The sequence below is a fragment of the Psychromonas algarum genome (genome assembly GCF_004376845.1).
GTDB lineage: Bacteria > Pseudomonadota > Gammaproteobacteria > Enterobacterales > Psychromonadaceae > Psychromonas.
The window spans coordinates 130400-155080 of the sequence record NZ_SNUW01000009.1; the positions used below are offsets into that span (position 1 = coordinate 130400).

Sequence of the window (24681 nt, forward strand, 5' to 3'; positions counted from 1 at the left end):
ATTTATCATTTGTCGAGTATCCTACCGGGCTTTTCGCAAATGAATCGTTAATTTTAAGGAGTGCATAGTGGCCCGTATCGCTGGCATTAACGTTCCTGATCATAAGCATGCAGTTATCGCATTAACTGCTATTTTTGGTATCGGCAAGACTCGTTCACAAATTATTTGTGCAGAGTCTGGCGTAGCTGAAAACGCAAAGCTTAAAGATCTGGATGAAACACAAATCGAAGCTCTTCGTACAGAAGTAGCTAAATTCGCCGTTGAAGGTGATTTACGTCGTGAAGTATCTATGAGCATCAAGCGTCTAATGGACCTTGGTTGTTACCGTGGACTTCGTCATCGTCGCAGCTTGCCTGTACGTGGACAGCGTTCTAAAACGAATGCTCGTACCCGTAAAGGTCCGCGCAAAGCAATTAAGAAATAGGGTAAGAGATCATGGCTAAAACACCAACTCGTGCTCGCAAGCGCGTTAAAAAGCAAGTTGCTGATGGCATGGCTCATATCCATGCTTCTTTCAACAACACAATCGTAACTATTACAGACCGTCAAGGTAATGCTCTTTCTTGGGCTACTGCAGGTGGTTCTGGTTTCCGTGGTTCTCGTAAATCTACTCCGTTCGCTGCACAGGTTGCTGCTGAACGTGCTGCTGAAGCAGCTAAAGAGTACGGTCTTAAAAACGTAGAAGTTTTTGTAAATGGACCTGGACCTGGTCGTGAATCTTCGATTCGCGCACTAAACGCGGCGGGTTTCCGTGTAACTAATATTACTGACGTTACACCGATCCCACATAATGGTTGTCGTCCACCAAAGAAACGTCGCGTTTAATCGCAACTTTCTAAGGTAATTGGAGAAAGAACAATGGCAAGATATTTAGGTCCTAAGCTTAAGCTTAGCCGTCGTGAAGGAACTGATTTATTCTTAAAATCAGGTGTCCGAGCGATCGATTCTAAGTGTAAAATCGAAAACGCACCAGGTGTACACGGTGCGCGTAAACCACGTCTATCAGACTACGGTTTACAATTACGTGAAAAGCAAAAAGTACGTCGTATGTACGGTGTATTAGAAAAGCAATTCCGTAACTACTATAAAGAAGCTGCTCGTTTACAGGGCAACACTGGTGAAAACTTACTTCAACTTCTTGAAGGACGTTTAGACAATGTTGTATACCGTATGGGTTTTGGCGCTACACGTGCTGAATCACGTCAACTAGTTAGCCATAAAGCTATCCTAGTGAACGGTAAAGTTGTAAATATCCCTTCATTCAACGTAAAACCTAGCGATGTTATCGCAATCCGTGAAAAAGCTAAAAAGCAAGCACGTATTGGCGCTGCATTAGAAATCGCTGGACAACGTGAAGCCCTTGCTTGGGTTGAAGTTGATACTACGAAGATGGAAGGCGAATTTAAACGTCAACCTGAACGTTCAGATTTATCTGCTGAGATTAACGAACAGTTAATCATCGAGCTTTACTCTAAGTAAAGTTAACTGTTAAGAGAGGACACAAATGCAGGGTTCTGTAATTGATTTTCTAAAACCAAGATTAGTTGATATCGAGCAAATTTCAACAACTAGAGCTAAAGTGGTTCTTGAACCATTAGAACGTGGTTTTGGCCACACTTTAGGTAATGCTCTTCGTCGTATCTTGTTATCATCTATGCCGGGAACGGCGGTAACAGAAGTCGAAATTGATGGTGTACAACATGAGTACAGCACAAAAGAAGGCGTACAAGAAGATATCCTAGAGATTCTTTTAAACCTTAAAGGTCTAGCTGTTAAGCTTGAAGGTAAAAACGAAGTTTTAGTTAGTTTAACTAAATCTGGCGCTGGTCCTGTTACTGCAGGCGACATCATTCATGATGGTGACGTAGAGATAGTCAACCCAGAACATGTGATCTGTAATTTAACGGGCAATGCTGAAATCAGCATGCGTATTAAAATTGAATCAGGTCGCGGTTATGTTCCAGCTTCATCTCGTATTCATAGCGAAGAAGATGAGCGTCCAATTGGTCGTCTATTAGTAGATGCGACTTTCAGTCCTGTTGAGCGTATTGCTTACAGTGTTGAATCAGCTCGTGTTGAACAACGTACCGATTTAGACAAACTTGTTATCGATATGGAAACTGATGGTACTTTAGAGCCTGAAGAAGCAATTCGTCGCGCAGCTACAATTTTAGCTGAGCAGTTAGACGCATTTGTTGATTTACGCACTACTTACGAAGCACCAGTAGCTGAAGCAAAACCTGAGTTTGATCCGATTCTTTTACGCCCAGTAGATGATTTAGAACTAACTGTTCGTTCTGCTAATTGTTTAAAAGCAGAGTCGATTCACTATATCGGTGATCTAGTACAACGTACTGAAGTTGAGCTTCTAAAAACACCTAATTTAGGTAAGAAGTCTCTAACTGAAATCAAAGATGTGCTTGCATCACGTGGACTATCTCTAGGCATGCGCTTAGAAAACTGGCCACCAGCAAGTCTAATCGAAGATTAGTCTAAAACCGATTTACGAATAATAAGGATTAGGTTATGCGCCATCGTCAAAGTGGACGTCAACTTAACCGAAACAGCAGCCACCGTCAGGCTATGTTTCGTAATATGGCAATCTCTATTGCTACGCACGAAGTTATTAAAACTACTGTGCCTAAAGCGAAAGAATTGCGTCGTGTAATTGAGCCATTAATTACATTAGCTAAAACGGATAGCGTTGCTAACCGTCGTCTAGCTTTTGCTCGTCTTCGTGATGATGCAACAGTAGCAAAATTATTTAATGAACTAGGTCCTCGCTACGCGACTCGTCCTGGTGGTTACACTAGTATCATTAAATGTGGTTTCCGTACTGGCGATAAAGCTCCAATGGCTTACATCCAGTTAGTAGACCGTCCAGTTGTAGCGGACGAAGAAGCGTAAGTTTCTTTATAGTTGCAATAAAAAAAGCCGAACTTATGTTCGGCTTTTTTGTATCTGTTTATTTATTCTTTAAATTTCCTTCTTAATATTCGTTTAATTTTGCTTCTACTGCTTTGTTGATTAATTTTGCTAGTTCATTAAAACACACTTGTCGTGCACTATTATTACGACTTAATAGTGTTATCTTTCGGCTTGGTCTTGGTGTTTCAAAAGGGATATATTTTACGCCAGATTGATTTCTGCTTAAAGGAATTGCTAACTGTGGTAATAAAGTTAATCCATTTTCTGCACTAATCATATGTCTTAATGTTTCTAAACTGGTTGCTTTAAAACTGTTATCTTCGATAGCTCCTGCTGCAAAACAGAAGCCCATAGCTTGATCTCGTAAACAGTGTCCATCAGCTAACATTAATACATGCTCACCTCTTAACTGCTGTAAATTAATTTCTTTCTTATTAGCCCAAGCATGTTTTTCAGATAAAGCTAACTCCAAAGGTTCATCGTATAAATCTAGCTGTCTAAATTGTTCCATTCCGGGTAATAATGCCAACATTAAACAATCCAATTCACCTTCTTCTAATTGTTTGAGTAATACATGTGTTTGATTTTCATGCAGATAAAGCTCTAGATCAGGAAATGCTTCTTTAATCGCGGGGATAACCAATGGTAATAAATAAGGTGCTACTGTTGGGATCAAGCCAATATGTAATGTACCGTGCATTGGTTCATTATGGCTTTTTGCTATTTCCCTCAAAGATTTTGCTTCTAGAATAATTGTTTTGGCTTTAGCTACAATATCGTTACCGGCAGGTGTGAAGATGACTTTACGTGAAGAACGTTCCATTAATTGAACATTTAATTCTTCTTCTAATTTTCTAATTTGACCACTCAATGTTGGCTGGCTAACAAAACATTTATCAGCGGCTTTTCGGAAATGTTTTAATTCCTCTAAAGCAATTAGGTATTCAAGATCTCTAAAATTCATTATGTAGCCTATCTTCTTTAAGTAGATTTTTATTGAGTATAATATGCTTATCTTACATTCTTTTTAAAGCCACTGCTTAAAGTGTTTGTTGTTAAAATTAAGTGCGGTATTAAAAATAAATTGCTTTATTGTTCATTGCTTTAGCCTCCGTTAATAATTCTATATAATACAGACTTTTATAACTTCCCATGTGAGATAGTATGACTCCTGAGCGTTTTGCCCGAATCACTTCCATGTTAAATCATCGTCAACCAGATTTAACTGTTTTTATGGAACAGGTACATATGCAACATAATTTAGCTGCAATTGTCCGCACTGCAGATGCTATTGGCATAAATAATGTACATGCAACATGGGATATAGATTCAACAAGAATATCTCGTAACGTTGCTTCAGGAAGTCAGAAGTGGGTAAACGTGCATTCACATGATACTGTGCAAGATGCGGTCGCGGTTATGCGTGAGCAAGGTATGCAAATTATTGCAACTAATCTATCCGCTACTGCAATAGACTTTCGTGAAGTAGATTATACTAAACCGACTGCCATTTTAATGGGCCAAGAAAAGTTTGGGATCAGTCAAGAAGCTCTCGCATTAGCAGATCAAGATGTCATCATTCCAATGGTTGGAATGTGTCAATCTTTAAATGTATCAGTGGCATCTGCATTGATTATGTATGAAGCACAACGACAACGTGAAATAGCGGGTATGTATAATCAAGTTTGCCGTTTACCAAAAGAAGAACAACATAGAATCTTATTTGAAGGTGGGCATCCTATCTATCGACAATTATGCCGTGAGAAAAGTTTACCTTATCCTCCATTAGATGAAGAAGGGCAGATTGATGCAAGTGAAGAGTGGTGGAATGCTATTCGTGGTCGTAAATGAGTAAAGGAGATCGCTTAGTGGACTTATACCAACACCGTTTAATTACGGAAGGCATTCGTATCATTGAAAAACCATCTCCATCTAACAATTTTAATGCAGATTATAATCATCTGAGTTTTTCTGATGCATTATTGAAACGCACCCAACTTGCTGAGTTGCGTTATCAAGTTGGCCCTGTCTTTTTACATTTTCAGTATTTGATTAAACTATTTTGTGCTTTGATGTGCGTAGTATTTTTGTGCGTAGGCGCAAGTAGTGTTTCACATTTTTTAGTGAGCGAAAAAGGATCTCAAATCAACTTTTTTTGGGCCATCATTTTATTCATTGTACCAAATGTGATCTCGCTAATTGTGTGGGTATTTTTATACTTTAAGCGTTATGCTTTTAATTTTGCTTGGCTTACTAATCTTAGTGTTTCTATTATTGGTTTATTGGATACATTTCACCATAAAGTAAATACTAAACATCCTTATTACACAGCACTTTTTCGTTATTATTTTGAACATAGATTTGGCAAATATATGGGCAAAGCACAGCTTTCGTTTATTAGCCATTTATGGTGGAGTAGTTACTTATTAGGCGCAACATTATCTTTGCTGTTAGTGCTTGCAACCCATCAAGTTGATTTTATTTGGCAGACAACCATCCTCAATGAAGGTGCTTTTTTGTGGTTAACACAAACACTCACTTACTTACCTGAATTGTTATCTATTAATGTGCCAAGTCCTAGTGACGTTAGCCATGCGAGTATTGGTATTATTAATCCATTACAAGCAGCTCAAGATATTCGAGTAAGCTGGTCTAACTTGTTAATATTTAGCCTGATGATCTACGCTTTATTACCACGTATTATTTTATTACTAACCTTTTATCAACGTATCAAGAGTAAAAAGAAGCACTTTACAATTGATTTTTCATTACCTTATTATGTGCAATTAAAAAGCCTTCTACATCCTATTACTAATGCCCATTTCATTAAAGATGCTGATCAACAAAAAGCTTCTGAGGAGATGAAAGTCAATAATGCTCATTACAACGAAGCGTTAGTATTACCAGAAAAAATGTATCCATTTGCTATTGAGTTGGATGAAAAGTGCTTAAAACAAGCAAATAGTCATATAAAAGCGCATTATGAAGAGCCCTTAATAAATATTTTGGATAATCAAAGTCAACAAGCAGTTTTATCTCAATTGTCTTCATCAAAAGCTGAGAATATTGTAATTTATGTTGATGTAAAACGTCTGCCAGACAGAGGTTGGTTAAGGTTAGTCAAGCAATGTTGTTATGAGAGTAATGTTACTGTGTATCTCATCTTATTGGGGGAACAATCTGTAGACGTTAACTCATCATTGTCCGTACGCTTGCAAGATTGGATTGAAATAGCCGCCCAAGCAAGAATCTCCACAGAAAATATCACTTATCTTATTAATAACAATTCATTAAGCGATGATATAAAAAATGAGGTTGAAATTGGATAAACAATTGTTATCAGTGGCGGTTGTTGGCCATGCAAATACAGGGAAAACATCATTAATTCGTACGCTGCTACGTGATGCTAGTTTTGGTGAAATTGCGAATAAAGCAGGGACAACAAGACACGTTGAAGGTGCTGAGATCCGTATTGATGAACATCAAAATCTAGTTATTTATGATACTCCTGGCTTAGAAGATTCAATGCATTTATTAAATATTATTGATAATACCCCCATTGAAGATTCTAAATTTGAACATAAAGATGAAATTGATCGTTTATTAGCGTTCATTGAGCGAGAGCATGAATTTCCAGAACTAAATCAAGAGATTAAAGTATTAAAAGCCTTATTAACAAATGATCTAATCTTTTACGTTATTGATGTTCGAGAGCCTATTTTAGGTAAATATCGAGATGAATTAAAAATTCTGAGCTATGCGGCAAAGCCTATTATACCGGTACTTAATTTTATTGAAGCTGGTACGACGAATATTGATAACTGGCAAGCACAATTAGCTCGTTTGCATCTACATGCATTTGTTAGTTTTGATAGTGTGGTTTTTCGATTTGCTGATGAAATGAAAATCTACCATAAAATGCGTACTTTATTAGCGCACCGAGAAGAACAACTTGAAGCATTAATTCAGCAGCGTCAACAACAATGGCAGGAACGTGAAAGTGCTGCTCAACAGTTAATTGCAACTTTATTAGTTGAAGCTGCCGCTTGCCGTTTTAAAGCTGATAATGATGAGCAAAGTATTAGTGTTGCGAGTGAACATTTACAAACGGCAATTCGTTCATTAGAAAGCCAAACATTAAGCCAGTTATTAGCTCTGTATCAATTTAAGCAACAAGATATTGATCAATATGATTTACCTATCGAACAGGGAGAGTGGGAGTTAGATCTTTTTTCTTCTGATAATTTGCAAGAATTTGGTATAAAGGTCACCAGTAATTTTGTAAAAGGAGCAGGTGTTGGTGTTGCTGTTGATATATTTGCTGCAGGTATGACATTAGGTGCTGCTGCGATGACGGGCGGTGTTATGGGCGCATTATGGGGTGTTAAACAACGCTATTATGATGAAATAGAAGCAAGCATTAAAGGCCATCGTTATCTTTGTGCAGATGATCTTACATTACATGTTCTATGGGCTAGGCAGCTAAGTTTATTGAGTGCTTTACAGCAAAGAGGCCATGCAAGTGTTAATAAACTTTCTTTACAACATCTGGATTCAAATAAAGACATTTTGCCTAAGTATTGGAGTAAATGGCTAAGTCGCGCACGTCAGCATCCACAATGGGTTACTTTAAATAAAAGTGATCAGCCAAAGCTAAAAGAAAAAAAGGTCTTATTAATAGAGCAAATAACCACTTATTTAACATCATTAAAAAGCAATTAAGTTTATTAATAATAGTTATAAAAAGTCAGAAATTGAAATCCCAATACCCAGTGTATTAGTATAAAGATCATATTCTACTAGGCTATTGCCGTAACCAGAAAATGCTTGCATGTAGCCTTTCACTTTTCCATAAAGTGGGAAACTCCATGTTGCTTCTACAGAGCCTCTGTTAAAACCACTTTCTAAGTTATTACGACTTGTAAGTGAATAAACATGCTCATTATGTTTATAAGCAAATAAAATTTCTCCATGGCCATAATAATCAATCAAATCAGGATTGTTATCTGGTGAGTCTTTGAATCGGTACCAAGGATTGATATTTACTACAAAGTTACCGTGCTCAAATAATAAGTTTGCATTGATCCTATTCCAGCTTCGTGAAATAGGGTCTGATTGTCCATTAGATTGGTGTGTAAATCCTATCGTTGCAACTTTAAAATTCCAACCTGCGCCTAACTTATGGTCTACTTCCCAGACTAAGAAACCTTCTGGCTCATAATCAGTTTCACGAAAAGGAGATGAATTCTCTGTATTATAAGCTTGCCAGTAAGAGGTCTGACTATAAGCGAAATAACCTGAGATAGGTAAATTACCAATATGATGGAATAAAGGCATTTTGAAGCTGATTTGGTATTTAATTTCGATCCGTTGTTGTGTCGTTTCACCATCTTGATCACGATACATATTATAATTTTGGATATTGTTGTTAAATGTAAATGGTAATATATAGTTTTGCTTGTGCGGTATAATAGAGAAATTAGATCGTTCACTTATTGCTTCTTCTTCTAAGCGCTTATCAATAGCACTTTCTTGAGCAAGTATTGTAGAGCTAAAAAATAGTAAAACCCAAAAAACAAAATGCACATCATCACCCTATAAGTACGATTAATAATGTTAAGTTTACCCATAAAAAATTAGGCGTATAGAGTAAATTTGTATAATTGGAAGCTAACGCAATAGATTTGAAACGTTGCTAGGATGATAAATGAAATTAAATAAAATACCTTTGTCAGCTTTAAAAGGCGTTGGTGCTAAAGCCGCTGAAAGGCTGAGTAAAATTGGCTTAAATTCAGTTGAAGATATGCTATTTCATTTGCCATTACATTATCAAGATCGAACTCGTATCTATCCGATTAAAGAGATAAAAGATGGTATGCAGGTTAGTGTTCAAGGTGAAATTGTCAGTTGCCAAGTTCAATTTGGTAAACGTCGTATTTTAAAATGTAAAATTAGTGATGGTGAAGGGATCGCAACTATCAGTTTCTTTCATTTTACTGCGGCACAAAAAAATAGCTTTAAAGAAGGGCAATGGATACGATGTTTTGGAGAATTTAAGCGGGGTTACCAAGGCTTAGAAGTGACTCATCCTGATTATTCATTAGTTGCCGACTATCAAGAAGCTTCCGTTGAAGAAGCACTAACTCCTATTTATCCCACGACTGAAGGTTTAAAACAAAACAGTCTGCGCCAACTAACTGAACAAGCGTTACAACATTTACAACAAAACCAAGTAGAAGAGCTCATTCCAACTGCATTATTATCTCACCCAATTAGCTTATTTGATGCACTCATGACCATCCATCGCCCGCCACCTACTGCAAGTATTGAGCAATTGGAAAGTCGTACTCACCCAGCCCAACAGCGTTTGATAATTGAAGAGTTATTAGCACAGCAAATTAGTATGTTGGTATTACGTGAACAAGCACAACAGCATCAGTCTATTAAATTACAAGGTACAGGTGATTTATCTCAACAATTATTAAATTACTTACCTTTTTCCCCTACTAATGCACAACAAAGAGTAAATGCTGAAATACAACAAGACTTAATGCTTGAAATTCCAATGATGCGGTTAGTTCAAGGAGATGTGGGCTCAGGAAAAACATTAGTTGCCGCTTTAGCAGCATTAACAGCAATTGAAGCGGGTTATCAAGTGGCTTTAATGGCTCCAACGGAATTACTTGCTGAGCAACATTTATTGAACTTTCAAAATTGGTTTGAGCCTTTAGGTGTTCGAGTTGGCATGCTATCAGGAAAAATGAAGGTAAAAGAAAAACGAGATCAAGCTGAAAATATTACCTTAGGTTTGTCTAAAATGGTGGTGGGGACGCATGCACTATTTTCAGATAATGTGAAATTTCATAATTTAGCTTTAATTATTGTTGATGAACAGCATCGTTTTGGAGTTCATCAGCGCTTATCGTTACGTGAGAAAGGCATTAATAATGGCTTAGTGCCTCATCAATTAACCATGACAGCAACGCCGATCCCTCGAACATTAGCAATGACAGCTTATGCGGATTTAAGTGTCTCTGTCATTGATGAGTTACCACCGGGACGAACACCAATTAAAACGGTTGCGCTAGCAGATACTCGCCGTGATGAAATTATTCAACGTGTTTATCAAGCTTGTAAAAATGAAGGTAGGCAAGCTTATTGGGTGTGTACACTTATTGAAGAGTCGGAAGCATTAGAGTGCCAAGCTGCCGAAGATACAGCCAATAGTTTACAACTTGCCTTAACAGACTTACGTATTGGTTTAGTGCATGGACGTATGAAAGCCGCTGAAAAACAGTATGTTATGGATGCGTTTAAAGCAGGTGAATTAGATTTATTAGTTGCGACAACTGTAATTGAAGTGGGTGTTGATGTACCTAATTCAAGTTTAATGATCATTGAAAACCCTGAACGTTTAGGATTGGCCCAATTACATCAATTACGTGGTCGTGTAGGCCGAGGAAATGTTGCTAGCCACTGTGTTTTATTATACAAATATCCATTATCAAAGACGGCATTAAAGCGTTTAAATGTATTACGTGAAAGTAATGATGGATTTTATATTGCAGAACAAGATTTAGCGATTAGAGGCCCAGGTGAAGTATTAGGTACTAAACAAACGGGGATTGCAGATATGAAAATTGCTGATTTATTAAGAGATCAGGTATTAATTCCACAAGTTCAACAATTAGCTAACTCATTAATACAATCTCACCCTGAATATATTCTTCCTTTAGTTGAACGTTGGTTAGGTGATAAGCCTATTTATGCACAAGTTTAAAGCAATACCAATCACAATAAAGAGCTTGTTTATTTAATGTCATCGCTATAACAAATAGCTTGCACCTTTTTGGGGCAAGCCTTGATTTTCTATATAAAATATTATTTGTTATTCAACTAGGTTTAACTCTTTTAACTTACGTGTCAGGGTATTACGCCCCCAGCCTAATAATTTAGCTGCCTCATGTTTTTTGCCTTGAGTGTGTTTTAAAGCACTTTGTAACATAATTTTTTCTACTTCAGGTATCAGCTGCCCTAAAATATTATCTTGACCACTTTTTAGTTGAGCATCAGTCCATTTTTTTAAGCTTTCTTGCCATATTAATGGTTCGTTACCATCGTGTTGTGGCTGACTTTCTTCTTCACCTAATTCAGGAGGAAGATCGCTGACATGTACTTCTTGACCACTTGCCATTACCGTTAACCATCGACAGATATTTTCAAGCTGACGAACATTACCGGGCCATGGCAATTGACAAAGATGGGCTGTGGTCTCTTTGGTTAATTGTTTACTTTCTACTGAAAGTTCAGTCGCAATGTGATGTAAAAAATGATTAGCAAGTAATGGAATATCTTCTCTACGTTCTTTTAACGCCGGTAGTTGTAAACGTATTACATTTAATCGGTGGAATAAATCCTCTCGAAAATCACCACTTTTTACTTTTTGCTCTAAATTTTGATGCGTTGCAGCAATTATTCGAACGTCTACTTTAATAGCTTGATGGCCACCGACACGATAAAATTGACCATCTGCTAATACGCGTAATAATCGAGTTTGCACATCTAAAGGCATATCACCAATTTCATCTAAAAATAATGTGCCACCATCGGCTTGTTCAAAACGACCTTGGCGATTAGCTGCCGCACCGGTGAATGCCCCTTTTTCGTGACCGAATAATTCAGCCTCAATTAATTCTTTAGGGATTGCCGCCATATTTAAAGCGATGAACGTTTCGTTTTTACGTGGGCTATGTTTGTGTAGTGCTTGTGCAACTAATTCTTTACCTGTTCCCGATTGGCCATTGATTAAAACACTCATACTTGAGCGAGACAATCGTCCGATAACTCTGAATACTTCTTGCATAGCTGGGGCTTCACCGATAATTTCAGGTGTCGCAAGTGGCTGTACATTAGGTTTCTTTTGTTGTTTTAATTCTTTGCTGTGGTTGAGTGCACGTTTAATTAAAGCAGTGGCTTCATGGATATCAAAGGGTTTTGGTAAGTATTCAAATGCACCACTTTGGTAAGCGTTTACTGCGCTATCTAGATCTGAGTGTGCCGTCATAATAATAATAGGTATCAAAGGATAACGCTGATGAATTTTTTGCATCAGCTCTAATCCGTCAATACCAGGCATACGTACATCAGAGATAATAATCTCTGGTTGTTCAATTAATAATTGTTGCCATAAACATTCGGCATCAGGGAAACTTGCATGCTCAATATTCTCTGCTTTTAATGTGCGTTCTAATACCCAACGAATAGCATGGTCATCATCTACAATCCAAGCGGCCATTATAATTCCTTATTTTTTATTCTTATATATCGGCTAAAAGTTAAATTGGTAAATAAACAGCAAATTCAGTATATCCTTTGCTGCTTGTAAATTCGATCCGTCCGTGATGTTGTTTTATTAATTCTTGTGCAATGGATAATCCTAATCCTGTACCATCTTTACGACCGGTTACCATGGGATAAAATAGTGTACTTTTAAGGTGCTCAGGTATGCCGGGACCGGTATCAATGATCTTAATTTCAGTGGCTAAGCGTTGAGGTAAACCATTAATCGTAATTTGATGCGCAGTACGAGTGCGTATCGTAACAATATGTTGTTCCGGTTGATTTTGTAATGCTTGTACCGCATTTTGTACAATATTTAAAAAGGCTTGTTGCAACTGATCTGATTGCATTTCAAAATCTGGAATACTAGGGTCATAATCAATTTGTAGCTTTACATTTTCTGGTAGATCTATATTCACTAATCTACGAACACTTTCTAAAACTGAATGGATGTTATGAACACTTCTTGTACCTAATTTTTGAGGTCCTAATAAACGATTTACTAATGCACTTAATCGATCAGCTTGTTCAATAATAATTTGTGTGAATTCTTTTAATTCAGGGTCAGGTAGTTCTGCTTCTAATAGTTGAGCTGCGCCTCGTAATCCACCAAGCGGATTTTTGATTTCATGGGCTAAACCGCGTACTAACTCTTGTGCTGCCTTTTGTTGATGTTCTTGGTAATGCACTTGGCTAATACGTTTTTGTTGCTCAATACAACGCATCTCAATGATCACATACTCTTCATCTTCAAATACGATATAACTGGCACTTAAATCAACTAAAACAGGGTGAAAATCAACATTTAGGGTAACTTCATTTTCCGTGAAAGATGATTTATTAAGTAATAGTTTTTTAATTGGTTTAGGTGGAAAATGAAATTGCTCTGCTAGTGATTGCAAAGTTTGTTGATATAAACGTTGTTTGCTTTGTGATAATAATTGTTCACTTGCAGGGTTTGCATAAATTAATTTAAGAGAAGAATTTAAAGCAACAAAGGCTGTTTTAGCTTCTTCCATAAAAGCAAATATTAGTGGAGTACTTGGTTCATGTTGCATAATTTAACCAATCTATTTAATCGATACACGCTGTAAGTGCACTGTAACGATTTGAGTTGTAGCTAAAATTTTATCTTTAGCCCCCAATAATTGAACTTGGATTTGATGCGTTCCGCGGTCAACATTCAATGCCCGAATAGTCGGCGATATCTGTGGAGATCCTAATGCTTCTCCATCTAAGATTAATTGCAGTCGTTGAGTATTCGTTTTTTCAGGCGTTATTTTAACGTGGATTTCTAATGTGCCTTCATTACTACGGATCGCCATGTCATTTTGTGGCGAAATAATTTCAGCTTGATACTCAATTCCTTTTTCAGCCTTAACAACTGAGCCACTATTTTTTTTAGCTGTTGAGTCAGCCTTTAATGCTTCTGCAGAAACTAGATTTTTATTATCGGCTGTAATTTGCTCAGTACCTGGTACTGCGGTATCTGAGAAGTGGCTATTCCCATTTTCATCAACCCAATGGTATATTTTTGTGTCTGCATGTAATAAAGGAGCTTGTAAAAACAACGTAATAGATAAGCATACAATTGCAAATTTCATAATAAAAACCTTAATAAGAAAGTTGACTTATTTTCGGGTAGATAAAGGATTTAGGCAATAAAAAACCCGCGCAAGCACGGGTTTTGTCATTCATAACATGAACTTGCACATGTTACTAAACCATTGAATTATACGCTGTAGTATAAATCAAATTCTTTAGGATGCGTTGCTTGAGATACTGCTTCACATTCTTTAGTTTTCAGCTCAATGAATGCATCAATAGCTTCATTTGAGAATACGCCACCTTCAGTAAGGAACTCACGATCTGCATCTAGAGCAGCAAGCGCTTCTTCAAAAGAAACAGCAACTTGTGGAATCGCATCAGCTTCTTCTTTAGGTAGATCGTATAAATCTTTATCTAAAGATTCACCTGGGTGGATCTTGTTTTTGATACCGTCAAGGCCAGCCATCAACATTGCAGAGAAACCTAAGTAAGGGTTCATTGTTGGGTCAGGGAAACGTACTTCGATACGAGCTGCACGTGCAGTTGGTACGATTGGAATACGGATAGAAGCAGAACGGTTACCTGCAGAGTATGCAAGCATTACTGGTGCTTCAAAACCTGGGATAAGACGCTTGTACGAGTTAGTTGATGCATTTGTAAATGCATTAATCGCTTTAGCATGCTTGATGATACCACCGATGTAGTAAAGAGCTAGTTCAGAAAGGCCGCCGTATTGGTCGCCAGAGAACAAGTTAACACCGTCTTTACCTAGAGATTGGTGACAGTGGTTACCAGAACCGTTATCGCCAACAAGAGGTTTAGGCATAAATGTAGCAGTTTGACCGTATGCGTGAGCAACGTTATGAACTACATACTTGTAGATTTGGATTTCATCTGCTTTTTCAACCATAGTGTTGAAACGACAAGCGATTTCATTTTGACCAGCTGTTGCTACTTCGTGGTGATGTGCTTCAACAACTAGACCCATTTCTTCCATGATTAAACACATAGCAGAACGGATGTTTTGAGCTGAATCAACAGGTGCTACTGGGAAGTAACCGCCTTTAATACCAGGACGGTGACCAGTGTTACCATCTTCGTATGAAGTGCCTGAGTTCCATGCAGCTTCTTTTGCATCGATTGAGTAGAATGCACCTTGAATGCTGTTACCGTATTTAACGTCATCAAATAGGAAGAATTCTGGTTCAGGACCAAATAAAACTGTGTCAGCGATACCTGTTGAACGCATGTAAGCTTCAGCGCGTTTAGCTACAGAACGTGGATCACGGTCGTAACCTAGTTTAGTTTTTGGTTCTACTACGTCACAACGTAAGTTTAATGTTACGTCATCTGTGAATGGGTCAAGTACAGCAGTTGAAGCTACAGGCATTAATACCATGTCTGAATCTTGAATACCTTTCCAACCAGCGATTGAAGAACCGTCAAACATTTTACCGTCTTCGAAAAAGTCTTCGTCTACTTGGTGGTGTGGGATAGATACGTGTTGCTCTTTACCATGTGTATCAGTAAAGCGTAAATCAACGAATTTTACGTCCTGCTCTTTGATAAGAGCTAAAACGTCTTGATATGTTTGTAAAGACATGTTGTAGAACCTCATTTGACATCAAAAAATGTTGTAAAAAATAAATCGTTACTCATATATGAAAAACGATTTATCGTAATTCTGAGTTTATGTTACATACAAGTAGCTAAAACTGTGCCAACTTGACGAACCCCTATTATACCTATGTTTTTGTTTTACGATATGCTCTCTACTGCTATTTTTTGCACCAAGTTGGTGCTGTCACGCTTCTTTGTGGTGCTTTGTCTGGTCTGGGCCTTAGTTCGCTTCCTTTTTTGTGATTTTTCAACATTTAAGGTAACTGTGACAGACTTAAAACTTTCTATTTTTGAAATTATGTTTACAATGTGCGCACATTTGGCTATGTCACTTTATAAAGTGCGTTCATAGCCTAATTCTTTTTATACCAATTAAATAAAAGTGGAAAGCTCTATTTTTATTTAATTGGTATTTTTAATTAGTAGTTATTTTTGAGGCGCATCATGTCGTTAGATAAATTAAGAAATATTGCCATTATTGCTCACGTTGACCATGGTAAAACAACATTGGTTGATAAACTGTTAGAGCAGTCTGGTACATTGGATTCACGCGGTGATTCTGAAGAACGTGTAATGGACTCTAACGATCTTGAAAAAGAACGTGGTATTACCATTCTTGCAAAAAATACAGCGATTGTATGGAATGATTACCATATCAATATCGTAGATACTCCTGGACATGCCGATTTCGGTGGTGAAGTAGAGCGTATCCTATCTATGGTAGATAGTGTTTGTCTTATTGTTGATGCTGTTGATGGTCCAATGCCACAAACACGCTTCGTAACACAAAAAGCATTTGCACACGGCCTTAAGCCAATTGTTGTTATCAACAAAATTGACAAACCAGGTGCACGTCCTGAGTGGGTAATGGATCAAGTATTTGATTTATTCGATAACTTAGGTGCAACTGATGATCAACTAGACTTCCAAGTTGTTTATGCTTCTGCATTAAACGGTTGGGCTAGTATCGATATGGACACTAAAACAGAGAACATGGAAGATTTATTCCAAACTATCGTTGATAGTGTTGCTCCACCAGAAGCAGATCGCGAAGGCGATTTCCAAATGCAAATTTCTCAACTTGATTACAACTCTTACGTAGGTGTTATCGGTGTTGGTCGTATTACTCGCGGTAACGTTAAAGTTAATCAACAAGTAACAGTGATTGGTGCAGATGGTAAAGAACGTAAAGGTAAAGTTGGCCAAGTATTAGGTTACTTAGGTCTTGAGCGTCATGATGTTGAACTTGCTCAAGCTGGTGACATCATTGCAATCAGTGGTTTAGGTGAGCTTAAAATTTCTGACACAATTTGTGCTCAAAACAATGTTGAAGCAATGCCTCCATTAACTGTTGATGAACCAACAGTAACAATGACATTCCAAGTAAACACTTCACCATTCTGTGGTAAAGAAGGTAAATACGTTACTTCACGTAATATCTTAGATCGTTTACATAAAGAGCTTGTACATAACGTTGCACTTAAAGTGGAAGAAACTGCCGATCCAGATAAATTTAAAGTATCTGGTCGTGGTGAATTACATTTAGGTATCTTAATCGAAAACATGCGTCGTGAAGGTTACGAATTAGCTGTTTCTCGTCCAGAAGTTATCGAACGTATGATCGATGGTCAGTTACATGAGCCAATGGAAACATTGACTGTTGACTGTGAAGAGCAACATCAAGGTTCAATCATGGAACAATTAGGTATCCGTAAAGCGGAACTAACTAATATGATCCCTGACGGTAAAGGCCGTATCCGTTTAGACTTCATGATCCCAAGTCGTGGTTTAATCGGCTTCCAAACTGAATTTATGACACTAACATCAGGCTCTGGTCTTTTATACCATAGCTTCGATCATTACGGTCCACATAAAGGCGGTACTATTGGTCAGCGTCAAAATGGTGTATTAGTTTGTAACCAAGCTGGTAAAGCTGTTACTTACTCTTTATTCTTCTTACAAGATCGTGGTCGCTTATTCTTAGGTCATGGTACAGAAGTATATGAAGGTCAAATCATCGGTATTCATAACCGTTCTAATGATTTAACAGTTAACTGTGTACGTGGTAAGCAACTTACTAACGTTCGTGCATCAGGTACAGATGAAGCACAAACACTATCTCCTGAGATCAAACTAACGCTTGAACAAGCATTAGAATTTATCGACGTTGATGAGTTAGTAGAAGTTACACCTGAAAGCATTCGTATTCGTAAGAAATTACTGACTGAAAACGAACGTAAACGTGCTGCTCGTCCAGCTAAAGGTTAATTCATTTATTTAAATGAAAAATAACCTAATATTAAGGTCTTACTTCGGTAAGACTTTTTTTTTGTTTATAATTTGTAGTGAATAAAAAATGTTATTTATATTCACTATGTGACTTAATTAAATTAAGTTACTGTTTTTTGCTGTTTGTATTTGTTATTCCAAATTATGGCTATATCCATTTTATTAGGAAAATTATCGTGAGTGTCCAACAAAAATTTGTTAACTTTTTTACCATCACCTTTGATTACCTTATTTTTTTATGGAAGCGTAGTAAAAAAGATAATATTAAGGTGCCTGCTGGCCATTTGGCTTATGTGACTTTATTGTCGCTTGTTCCTTTTTTAGCGATTGTGTTTGATATCCTATCTGCTTTCCCCACATTTCTTAAATTAGAAACGGCTTTAGAAGGTTTTATTTATAATAATTTTGTACCGTCTTCCGGTGATGCGATCAGAATACATATTCAAGGGTTTATTGAAAATACCAAAAATATGACAGTGATAGGCATTGGCTCTTTGGTGATCATTGCATTATTGTTAATTTCAGCCATTGATGACACCATTAACCGTATTTGGCGATGCCACAATAGGCGCCGTAAGGTTCATGCTTTTGCTATCTATTGGACCATATTAAGTTTGGGGCCAATTATTGTTGGTGCAAGTGTTGCACTGAGTACTTATCTATTTTCTATTTTTCGTGCGGAAGGTTTTCTTTCTTTCGGGCAACAAATTCTCAGTTGTTTACCCTTTATTTTTACTTGGTTAGCCTTTGCCGGTGTTTATACTTTAGTCCCTCATCAACGTGTTAGTTTCCGTTATGCATTAATTGGAGGCCTAGTGGCCGCTACTTTATTTGAATTAGGCACTAAAGTGTTTACTTTATATATTACTAACTTCCCATCTCATCAAGTTATCTACGGAGCGATTGCTATTATCCCTATTGTCTTCATTTGGGTGTATTTTAGTTGGTTGATCATATTAATAGGTGCTGAAGTGACGGCTACCTTAGAAGAGTTTTTATACGAGCATGAAAACCATATGGGTGAAGATATATGATAGCCATGATTCAACGTGTTACGAATGCATTGGTAACAGTAGAGGGTAAATGTGTTGGTGAAATTAAAAATGGCTTACTGGTATTATTGGGAGTAGAAAAGGGAGATACTGATAAACAATCTCAACGTTTAGCTGAAAAGGTTTTAGCTTATCGTATTTTTTCTGATGTAAACGGTAAAATGAATCTTAACGTGCAGCAAGTAGGTGGGGATTTATTAGTTATCTCACAATTCACGCTAGCAGCAGAAACGAAAAAAGGAAACCGCCCTGGATTTAGTAATGGTGCAGAACCTAAAGAAGCAGAACGTTTATATCACTTATTTAGTGAGCAATGTCGACAGTTAGGCTGCCATGTTGAAAATGGAATTTTTGCTGCCGATATGCAAGTCACTTCGACTAATGATGGACCAACTACCTTTTGGCTACAGATATAAGTGTGAAAGGTTGTTATATTTATGTTCGTGTATTTACGCGAAACTATTTTAACTTAGCTTTGTCTATAGTGACTGACTATGACTAATTGCTATAAAGAGAATTTTTAATGCTGACCAAGATATTTGTTCGATTCACTAGTTTATTTGTTTTTACTCTTTTCATTTCCCTACAAGTGCAAGCCACTGAGAATACTATGAAACCATTTGAAGTAATTCAGAAATCTATCACTAAAAGCCCTAATGATAATCGTCAATATCAAGTTATTCGTCTTGCTAACCAATTAGATGTTTTATTAGTTTCCGATCCTGATTTAAAAAACAGTGCTGCTTCAGTATCTGTTCCAGTTGGCAGTATGAATAATCCAGACTCTCAACTTGGTTTAGCGCATTATTTAGAACATATGCTATTTCTAGGATCTGAAAAATATCCTGTTATTAATGAATACAGTAAATTCATGAGTCAAAATGGTGGTTACACCAATGCTTATACTGCACAAGAAAGTACCGTATATGGTTTTGAAGTAAATGATAGTGCATTTCCTGAAGCGCTAAATCGCTTAGGTGATGTAATGCGTGCACCATTATTAGATGAAAAATACGCAGAAAAAGAACGTCATACAGTGAATGCTGAACACAAAACGTATTTTGATAATGATATGCGTAAGTTGTATGCGTTACAACGTTACTCATTAAATCCAGAGCATCCTATTGCGCGTTTTAGCACTGGAGATTTAACTACGTTAATCGATAAACCAGGTAGTAAATTACAACATGAACTAGAGTTGTTTTTTCAACAAAACTACTCTGCTAACACCATGAAGGTAGCATTAACCAGTCCTCGTACAATTGAAGAATTACAAGATGTTGCTGTTAGATATTTAACTCAGATACCAAATAGAAATGTAGAAAAACCGTTAATAATTGCTCCATTAGTAACAAATCAACAGTTAGCCTTAGAAGTACAGATGAAACCAACGGCGGATTTAAAATTACTGCAAGTTAACTTTTTAGTACCAAGCGTTAAAGATGAATATATGTATCAACCTGGTGGGTATATTAGTCGTTTGTTAGGTTCCGATCATAAAGGTGGGTTATCTGATTATTTACAAAAACAAGGTTTAGCTGAATCAGTGATGGCTGGGTTTTCAGCGGCTTATAGCGATCAATATTCTCAATTTAATTTAACCTTTAAGCTTACTAAAAAAGGTCTATCAGACCAAGATAAAGTGATTGCTAGTTTATTTGCTTATATCAACTTAATCAAAGAACAAGGGATCAATGAATTACAATATTCAGAGCAGAAGAAAAGCTTAGATAACTATTTTAAATTCCTCCCTAAAAGTGCTGGTTTTAATTATGTCATGTCATTATCTGCGAGTATGCAGACCTATCCATTACAAGATTTATTATATTCATCATTCCGTTTAGATGCTTTCAATGGAAAATTTATTGGTGAATTATTAGGTTATTTAACACCTGAAAATAGCCGTATCTTTTTAATGTCTCCTGATGCCATTGTTAATAAAAATATTCCTTTTTATAAAGGGCAATATTCACAAGCAAAAATTGCAAAAGAGCGTTTATCAAAGTGGTTAATCGATGCTAAGAAAATTCAACCAGAAATGACCTTACCTATAAGTAATGCATGGCTTCCTGAAGATTTAAGTTTGGTTAAAGATGAAAAATCTGCTGATAAGGCGATCCAGTTAGTGAATCAATCTGGTTTATCTGTTTGGTATAAACAAAGCCAACTTGGAGAACCAAAAGGTAGTTATAAATTACAATTAAACAATAATTTAACAGATCAGAGCCCTAAAGCTCGCATGCAAATGAATCTATTGCTAAATATTCTGCAGCAGCAACTAGCTGAGCTTAATTTCATGACACAAGAAGCCGGTTTAGGTTTTTCAATTAGCAGTAATAACGGGTTATTAATTACTACTAATGGTTATAGTGATAAACAAAATAAATTATTACTTACCTTATTAAATCATATCGCATCAATGAAAATTGACGAGCAATCATTAAGGTTAGCAAAACAAGATTTAACTCGCCGTTTAAATAACAAATCTAAAAGCAAAGCGATGGATTTAGGGTTGGATGGATTTAGACAAATTATTCGTCAACCGGCTTGGTCAGATGCGACATTATTAGCACAGATCGATACTATTAATACAGATGATCTTGACCGGTTAATTAAAGATATTTTTGCAAAATCAAGTGTACGTTTACTCGCATTAGGGAATTTTTCAACGCTTGATATTATGCAATTAACTGCACAACTTAAAGTAACGATAAAAATTCAACCTAATGAATTTTATAAAATTAAACGCTTAAATGCAGATCCTGAGCAAGGTGCTTTAAATTATGTACGAAATTCAGTGCTAGAAGATGATGCTTTAGTCAGTATTTACTTGGCTAAAAATCAAGATCCAACTTCATTAGCAAAAGCTGAGTTATTGAATAAGCTCCTAAAACCTGCTTTTTACGATCAGATCCGTACTCAAGAACAATTAACTTATTCACCTTTCACTGCGAGTTTCCCTGTTAACGATAGTGTCGCATTTGGTTTGTTTACTCAAAGCCCTACAGTGGGTAGTGCAGCATTATATGAACGTTTTCAAGCCTTTTTAGAAAACTTTAATAAGTCTTTAATGGAAATAAAAGAGAGTGACTTTGAAGAGATCAAAAAAGCACATATTGCGAATTATTTAGCTAAACCAAGTAACTTGGCAGGAGAGTTTTCTTACCTGAGTAATGAGTGGTTAAGTAATAAAGATGAGATTGATACAAAACAAGATCACGTGGCTTTATTAGAATCAATAACCTTGCAGCAAGTGCAGCAATATTACAGTGATTTATTTTTTGATAAAACACAAGCTCAACAAATTATTGTGCAGGTTAAAGGTACAAAGTTTAGTGCAGATAAAGCATTAACGTTACAGCCTGAAATATCTATTACAGATATTGATAAGCAACCCAAATAATGATCAGTAGAGCACATAAAATTGCTATTGAATTTTTATGAGTGCTAGTCATGTGCTGTAACACAAAATCTTTCTAAAGTGTTAATAGTAGATATTGAGGCCAGATAAGCCCAGTATTGAATGATTAAAAGGCTGTTGTTGCAGCCTTTTTTATTGTCTACATGTCAGTGGTTTCTATAACTTATACGAGAGTGCACTTATTTAATCACCTTGGTATTAGAACTTGCTCACAACCTGTTTTACGATACCGTCAATAACAGTAGTGGCTGACTCTTTGTCATCAGAGGTAATACGTTTAGTCGCCCAGCCATGAAATGCAGGTTGATGTGTTTTAACATCATAAACATCAATTGCTAATTTCCCTTCAGTATATTGACGCGTTGTCGTTTCTGTTCCTATTATTGTGCCGTTATAGCCTCGTGAACCATAATATCCTAGTCCCCATCCAAATCCTGCACCATAGGTTGTAGGGTAACTATTCACCTGTAGTTTTTCACGACTCCCCATAGTGTAAGAAATGGTAAAATCTGCTTTTTCAGCATCCTTAATGAGTTGATAGCCTTTAGCGATAAAAGCTTGTTCAATGCTATTGCTGATCCTGTGTTCTAATACGGGATTTGAATCAAGAGGTGATTCCATTATTTTAGTTTTCGTTAACCATGCAAATGTTTTGTAGTGTGTTGTGTCAATATCGCTGTTTTTATCAAAATCAACAGTGGCGACATTGGATGCACAAGCTGTAGTTATAACGACTAAGATTGAAATAATGAAAATTTTAATTTTATTCATATGTTTTATTCCGTGTTTTGTGTTTATAGTGAAACCTACTACTGATAAGTAGATTAGAAAGTAATCATTGTTGCTAGTGTTGTAAACAATAATGAATATCATTCCTATTTTGTAGAGTTTACTATACACAGGTATAATCGTTTTTTTATTTTTATAAGTAGGCATTTTAAGTTATGCGCCCAAGCCAACGCGCCCCAGAACAACTTCGTGATATAAAAATAACACGACATTATACGGATTATGCTGAAGGATCTGTTCTCATAGAAATGGGCAATACCAAAGTCTTATGTAATGCTTCCGTTTCTTCATCGATACCTCGTTTTTTGAAGGGAAAAGGGCAAGGTTGGATCACTGCTGAGTATGCGATGCTACCGCGAGCGACTCATGCTCGTCATCAACGTGAAGCCGCATCAGGTAAGCAAGGTGGACGTACATTAGAGATTCAACGTTTAATCGCTCGTTCATTACGTGCGGCTGTTAATTTAAAAGCGCTTGGTGAAAATACGATCACTGTTGATTGTGATGTTATTCAAGCAGATGGTGGAACACGTACTGCATCTATTACTGGAGCGTGTATTGCATTAGCTGATGCGTTAAACTGGATGGTTGCACAAGGTAAGTTGAAAAAAAGCCCATTAAAGCAGATGATTGCTGCAGTATCAGTTGGCCTTTATAAAAAGACACCTGTTTGTGACTTGGATTATGCAGAAGATGCTAATGCAGACACAGATATGAATGTTGTGATGACGGAAACAGGTGGCATGATTGAAATTCAAGGCACAGCAGAAAAAGGTGCTTTTAATCATGAAGAACTATTAGCGATGTTAAGCCTAGCGAATGGCGGCATTAAAAATTTAATAATCGAACAGAAAAAAGCATTAAGTGCGGAGTAGAAAATGAAAGAGTATCAAAAAGAATTTATTGAATTTGCTATTGAGAAGCAAGTTTTAAAGTTTGGTGAATTTACCTTAAAATCAGGTCGTATTAGCCCGTATTTTTTTAATGCAGGTTTATTTAATACTGGTCGTGATCTAGCGCGTTTAGGGCGTTTTTATGCTGCGGCATTACAAGATTCAGGTATTGCTTATGATCTGTTATTTGGTCCTGCTTACAAAGGTATTCCTATTGCAACAACGACAGCTGTTGCACTATCAAATGATTACGATTTAGATGTGCCATATTGCTTTAATCGTAAAGAAGCAAAAACACATGGTGAAGGTGGTAGCTTAGTTGGTTCTGAACTAACAGGAAAAATTATGCTGGTGGATGATGTTATTACTGCGGGTACAGCTATTCGCGAATCAATGGACATTATCAATGCACATAAAGCTGAACTTGCTGGTGTATTGATTGCTTTAGATCGTCAAGAGAAAGGTAAAGCAGAACTATCTGCGATTCAAGAAGTAGAGCGTGACTATGATGCAAAAGTTATTTCTATTGTTCAGCTTGCTGATGTAGTGAGTTACTTAGAAACATTACCTGAGATGCAACAGCACCTTGAGTCTGTACAAGCATACAGAGCGCAATACGGTATTTAATCTGGAACTTAATCATTCTTATAAAGCTTGTTCTGCCTAGGAGCAAGCTTCCTTTCCTTGTTGCGATAATTCCTCACTTCTAGCATTCTTTAACTATTTCAGTACTTATTCCATGTTATTTACAGAAAAACACTTTTTTAAAAATAATAATCTGCCTAACAATTTGATTGGTATG

22 protein-coding genes are annotated in these 24681 nt (G+C 36.7%); 15 read left to right on the forward strand and 7 right to left on the reverse strand.

Translation table 11 applies throughout. The features are described 5' to 3' along the window. The first annotated feature begins 67 nt into the window (after positions 1–67). From rpsM to rplQ, 5 genes are read left to right on the forward strand one after another with little or no spacing between them, the layout of a single operon-like run. On the forward strand, positions 68–424 hold the full coding sequence (rpsM, locus tag E2R68_RS09990; RefSeq protein WP_134277543.1) for a 30S ribosomal protein S13: 357 nt from the start codon (positions 68–70) through the stop codon (positions 422–424). 11 nt (positions 425–435) lie between these two features. Further along, positions 436–825: a 30S ribosomal protein S11 gene (gene rpsK / locus E2R68_RS09995; protein ID WP_019613697.1), complete on the forward strand. Its 390-nt coding sequence runs from the start codon at positions 436–438 to the stop codon at positions 823–825. 33 nt (positions 826–858) lie between these two features. Further along, on the forward strand, positions 859–1479 hold the full coding sequence (gene rpsD / locus E2R68_RS10000; RefSeq protein ID WP_134277544.1) for a 30S ribosomal protein S4: 621 nt from the start codon (positions 859–861) through the stop codon (positions 1477–1479). A gap of 25 nt (positions 1480–1504) precedes the next feature. Then, positions 1505–2491, forward strand: coding sequence for a DNA-directed RNA polymerase subunit alpha (locus tag E2R68_RS10005; RefSeq protein ID WP_134277545.1), 987 nt, complete (start codon positions 1505–1507; stop codon positions 2489–2491). A gap of 35 nt (positions 2492–2526) precedes the next feature. Continuing rightward, on the forward strand, positions 2527–2907 hold the full coding sequence (gene rplQ / locus E2R68_RS10010) for a 50S ribosomal protein L17 (RefSeq protein ID WP_134277546.1): 381 nt from the start codon (positions 2527–2529) through the stop codon (positions 2905–2907). 82 nt (positions 2908–2989) lie between these two features. Here the strand turns inward: rplQ and oxyR are convergent, their stop codons facing one another. Next, the gene (gene oxyR / locus E2R68_RS10015; RefSeq protein ID WP_134277547.1) at positions 2990–3892 is read right to left on the reverse strand and encodes a DNA-binding transcriptional regulator OxyR; all 903 of its coding nucleotides are present in this window, start codon (positions 3890–3892) and stop codon (positions 2990–2992) included. 200 nt (positions 3893–4092) lie between these two features. On the opposite strand from oxyR, the gene trmH reads away from it, so the two are divergent. The 3 genes from trmH to E2R68_RS10030 are packed head-to-tail and all read left to right on the forward strand — an operon-like array spanning position 4093 to position 7650. Next, complete coding sequence (gene trmH / locus E2R68_RS10020) at positions 4093–4779, forward strand: tRNA (guanosine(18)-2'-O)-methyltransferase TrmH (protein WP_134277548.1); 687 nt, start codon at positions 4093–4095, stop codon at positions 4777–4779. 17 nt (positions 4780–4796) lie between these two features. Next, on the forward strand, positions 4797–6257 hold the full coding sequence (locus tag E2R68_RS10025) for a DUF2868 domain-containing protein (RefSeq protein WP_208380201.1): 1461 nt from the start codon (positions 4797–4799) through the stop codon (positions 6255–6257). Then, a complete protein-coding gene (locus tag E2R68_RS10030; protein ID WP_243834643.1) occupies positions 6250–7650 on the forward strand; it encodes a GTPase/DUF3482 domain-containing protein in 1401 nt (466 codons plus the stop codon). The genes E2R68_RS10025 and E2R68_RS10030 overlap by 8 nt, the downstream gene beginning before the upstream one ends. Positions 7651–7665: 15 nt before the next feature. Here E2R68_RS10030 and E2R68_RS10035 read toward each other — a convergent pair whose 3' ends face one another. Beyond that, entirely contained in the window at positions 7666–8514 is an 849-nt protein-coding gene (locus E2R68_RS10035) for a phospholipase A (protein ID WP_134277551.1), read from the reverse strand. Positions 8515–8635: 121 nt separating this feature from the next. Here E2R68_RS10035 and recG point away from each other — a divergent pair, with 121 nt between their 5' ends. After that, a complete protein-coding gene (gene recG, locus E2R68_RS10040; RefSeq protein WP_134277552.1) occupies positions 8636–10708 on the forward strand; it encodes an ATP-dependent DNA helicase RecG in 2073 nt (690 codons plus the stop codon). A 108-nt stretch (positions 10709–10816) separates the two neighbouring features. Here recG and glnG read toward each other — a convergent pair whose 3' ends face one another. From glnG to glnA, 4 genes are all read right to left on the reverse strand, one after another. Next, the gene (gene glnG / locus E2R68_RS10045) at positions 10817–12223 is read right to left on the reverse strand and encodes a nitrogen regulation protein NR(I) (RefSeq protein ID WP_134277553.1); all 1407 of its coding nucleotides are present in this window, start codon (positions 12221–12223) and stop codon (positions 10817–10819) included. Between the two features lie 40 nt (positions 12224–12263). Beyond that, positions 12264–13325 carry a nitrogen regulation protein NR(II) gene (gene glnL, locus E2R68_RS10050; protein WP_243834644.1) on the reverse strand — a complete coding sequence of 354 codons (1062 nt, stop codon included), beginning with the start codon at positions 13323–13325 and terminating at the stop codon, positions 12264–12266. Between the two features lie 12 nt (positions 13326–13337). After that, entirely contained in the window at positions 13338–13871 is a 534-nt protein-coding gene (locus E2R68_RS10055; RefSeq protein ID WP_134277554.1) for a DUF4124 domain-containing protein, read from the reverse strand. Positions 13872–13999: 128 nt separating this feature from the next. Next, positions 14000–15418, reverse strand: coding sequence for a glutamate--ammonia ligase (glnA, locus tag E2R68_RS10060; protein ID WP_134277555.1), 1419 nt, complete (start codon positions 15416–15418; stop codon positions 14000–14002). Positions 15419–15879: 461 nt separating this feature from the next. Here glnA and typA point away from each other — a divergent pair, with 461 nt between their 5' ends. From typA to E2R68_RS10080, 4 genes are all read left to right on the forward strand, one after another. Beyond that, positions 15880–17703 (forward strand): translational GTPase TypA, encoded by a 1824-nt coding sequence (gene typA, locus E2R68_RS10065; protein ID WP_134277556.1) that lies wholly within the window; start codon positions 15880–15882, stop codon positions 17701–17703. Positions 17704–17900: 197 nt separating this feature from the next. Beyond that, complete coding sequence (locus E2R68_RS10070; RefSeq protein WP_243834645.1) at positions 17901–18758, forward strand: virulence factor BrkB family protein; 858 nt, start codon at positions 17901–17903, stop codon at positions 18756–18758. After that, entirely contained in the window at positions 18755–19192 is a 438-nt protein-coding gene (gene dtd, locus E2R68_RS10075) for a D-aminoacyl-tRNA deacylase (RefSeq protein ID WP_134277557.1), read from the forward strand. Before E2R68_RS10070 ends, dtd begins: the two co-directional genes overlap by 4 nt. A gap of 194 nt (positions 19193–19386) precedes the next feature. Further along, a complete protein-coding gene (locus E2R68_RS10080; RefSeq protein WP_243834646.1) occupies positions 19387–22179 on the forward strand; it encodes an insulinase family protein in 2793 nt (930 codons plus the stop codon). A gap of 216 nt (positions 22180–22395) precedes the next feature. Here E2R68_RS10080 and E2R68_RS10085 read toward each other — a convergent pair whose 3' ends face one another. Continuing rightward, positions 22396–22968, reverse strand: coding sequence for a DUF4136 domain-containing protein (locus tag E2R68_RS10085; RefSeq protein ID WP_134277559.1), 573 nt, complete (start codon positions 22966–22968; stop codon positions 22396–22398). Positions 22969–23141: 173 nt separating this feature from the next. Here E2R68_RS10085 and rph point away from each other — a divergent pair, with 173 nt between their 5' ends. After that, positions 23142–23861: a ribonuclease PH gene (rph, locus tag E2R68_RS10090; protein ID WP_134277560.1), complete on the forward strand. Its 720-nt coding sequence runs from the start codon at positions 23142–23144 to the stop codon at positions 23859–23861. Positions 23862–23864: 3 nt separating this feature from the next. Then, positions 23865–24506: an orotate phosphoribosyltransferase gene (gene pyrE / locus E2R68_RS10095; RefSeq protein WP_134277561.1), complete on the forward strand. Its 642-nt coding sequence runs from the start codon at positions 23865–23867 to the stop codon at positions 24504–24506. Positions 24507–24681 lie beyond the last annotated feature (175 nt).

Bases quoted from the DNA above. Each gene is read 5' to 3' on its own strand.
- rpsK (WP_019613697.1), top strand. From the start codon at position 436: ATGGCTAAAACACCAACTCGTGCTCGCAAGCGCGTTAAAAAGCAAGTT.
- rpsD (WP_134277544.1), top strand. From the start codon at position 859: ATGGCAAGATATTTAGGTCCTAAGCTTAAGCTTAGCCGTCGTGAAGGA.
- E2R68_RS10005 (WP_134277545.1), top strand. From the start codon at position 1,505: ATGCAGGGTTCTGTAATTGATTTTCTAAAACCAAGATTAGTTGATATC.
- rplQ (WP_134277546.1), top strand. From the start codon at position 2,527: ATGCGCCATCGTCAAAGTGGACGTCAACTTAACCGAAACAGCAGCCAC.
- oxyR (WP_134277547.1), bottom strand. From the start codon at position 3,892: ATGAATTTTAGAGATCTTGAATACCTAATTGCTTTAGAGGAATTAAAA.
- trmH (WP_134277548.1), top strand. From the start codon at position 4,093: ATGACTCCTGAGCGTTTTGCCCGAATCACTTCCATGTTAAATCATCGT.
- recG (WP_134277552.1), top strand. From the start codon at position 8,636: ATGAAATTAAATAAAATACCTTTGTCAGCTTTAAAAGGCGTTGGTGCT.
- glnG (WP_134277553.1), bottom strand. From the start codon at position 12,223: ATGGCCGCTTGGATTGTAGATGATGACCATGCTATTCGTTGGGTATTA.
- glnL (WP_243834644.1), bottom strand. From the start codon at position 13,325: ATGCAACATGAACCAAGTACTCCACTAATATTTGCTTTTATGGAAGAA.
- E2R68_RS10055 (WP_134277554.1), bottom strand. From the start codon at position 13,871: ATGAAATTTGCAATTGTATGCTTATCTATTACGTTGTTTTTACAAGCT.
- glnA (WP_134277555.1), bottom strand. From the start codon at position 15,418: ATGTCTTTACAAACATATCAAGACGTTTTAGCTCTTATCAAAGAGCAG.
- typA (WP_134277556.1), top strand. From the start codon at position 15,880: ATGTCGTTAGATAAATTAAGAAATATTGCCATTATTGCTCACGTTGAC.
- dtd (WP_134277557.1), top strand. From the start codon at position 18,755: ATGATAGCCATGATTCAACGTGTTACGAATGCATTGGTAACAGTAGAG.
- E2R68_RS10080 (WP_243834646.1), top strand. From the start codon at position 19,387: ATGAAACCATTTGAAGTAATTCAGAAATCTATCACTAAAAGCCCTAAT.
- E2R68_RS10085 (WP_134277559.1), bottom strand. From the start codon at position 22,968: ATGAATAAAATTAAAATTTTCATTATTTCAATCTTAGTCGTTATAACT.
- rph (WP_134277560.1), top strand. From the start codon at position 23,142: ATGCGCCCAAGCCAACGCGCCCCAGAACAACTTCGTGATATAAAAATA.
- pyrE (WP_134277561.1), top strand. From the start codon at position 23,865: ATGAAAGAGTATCAAAAAGAATTTATTGAATTTGCTATTGAGAAGCAA.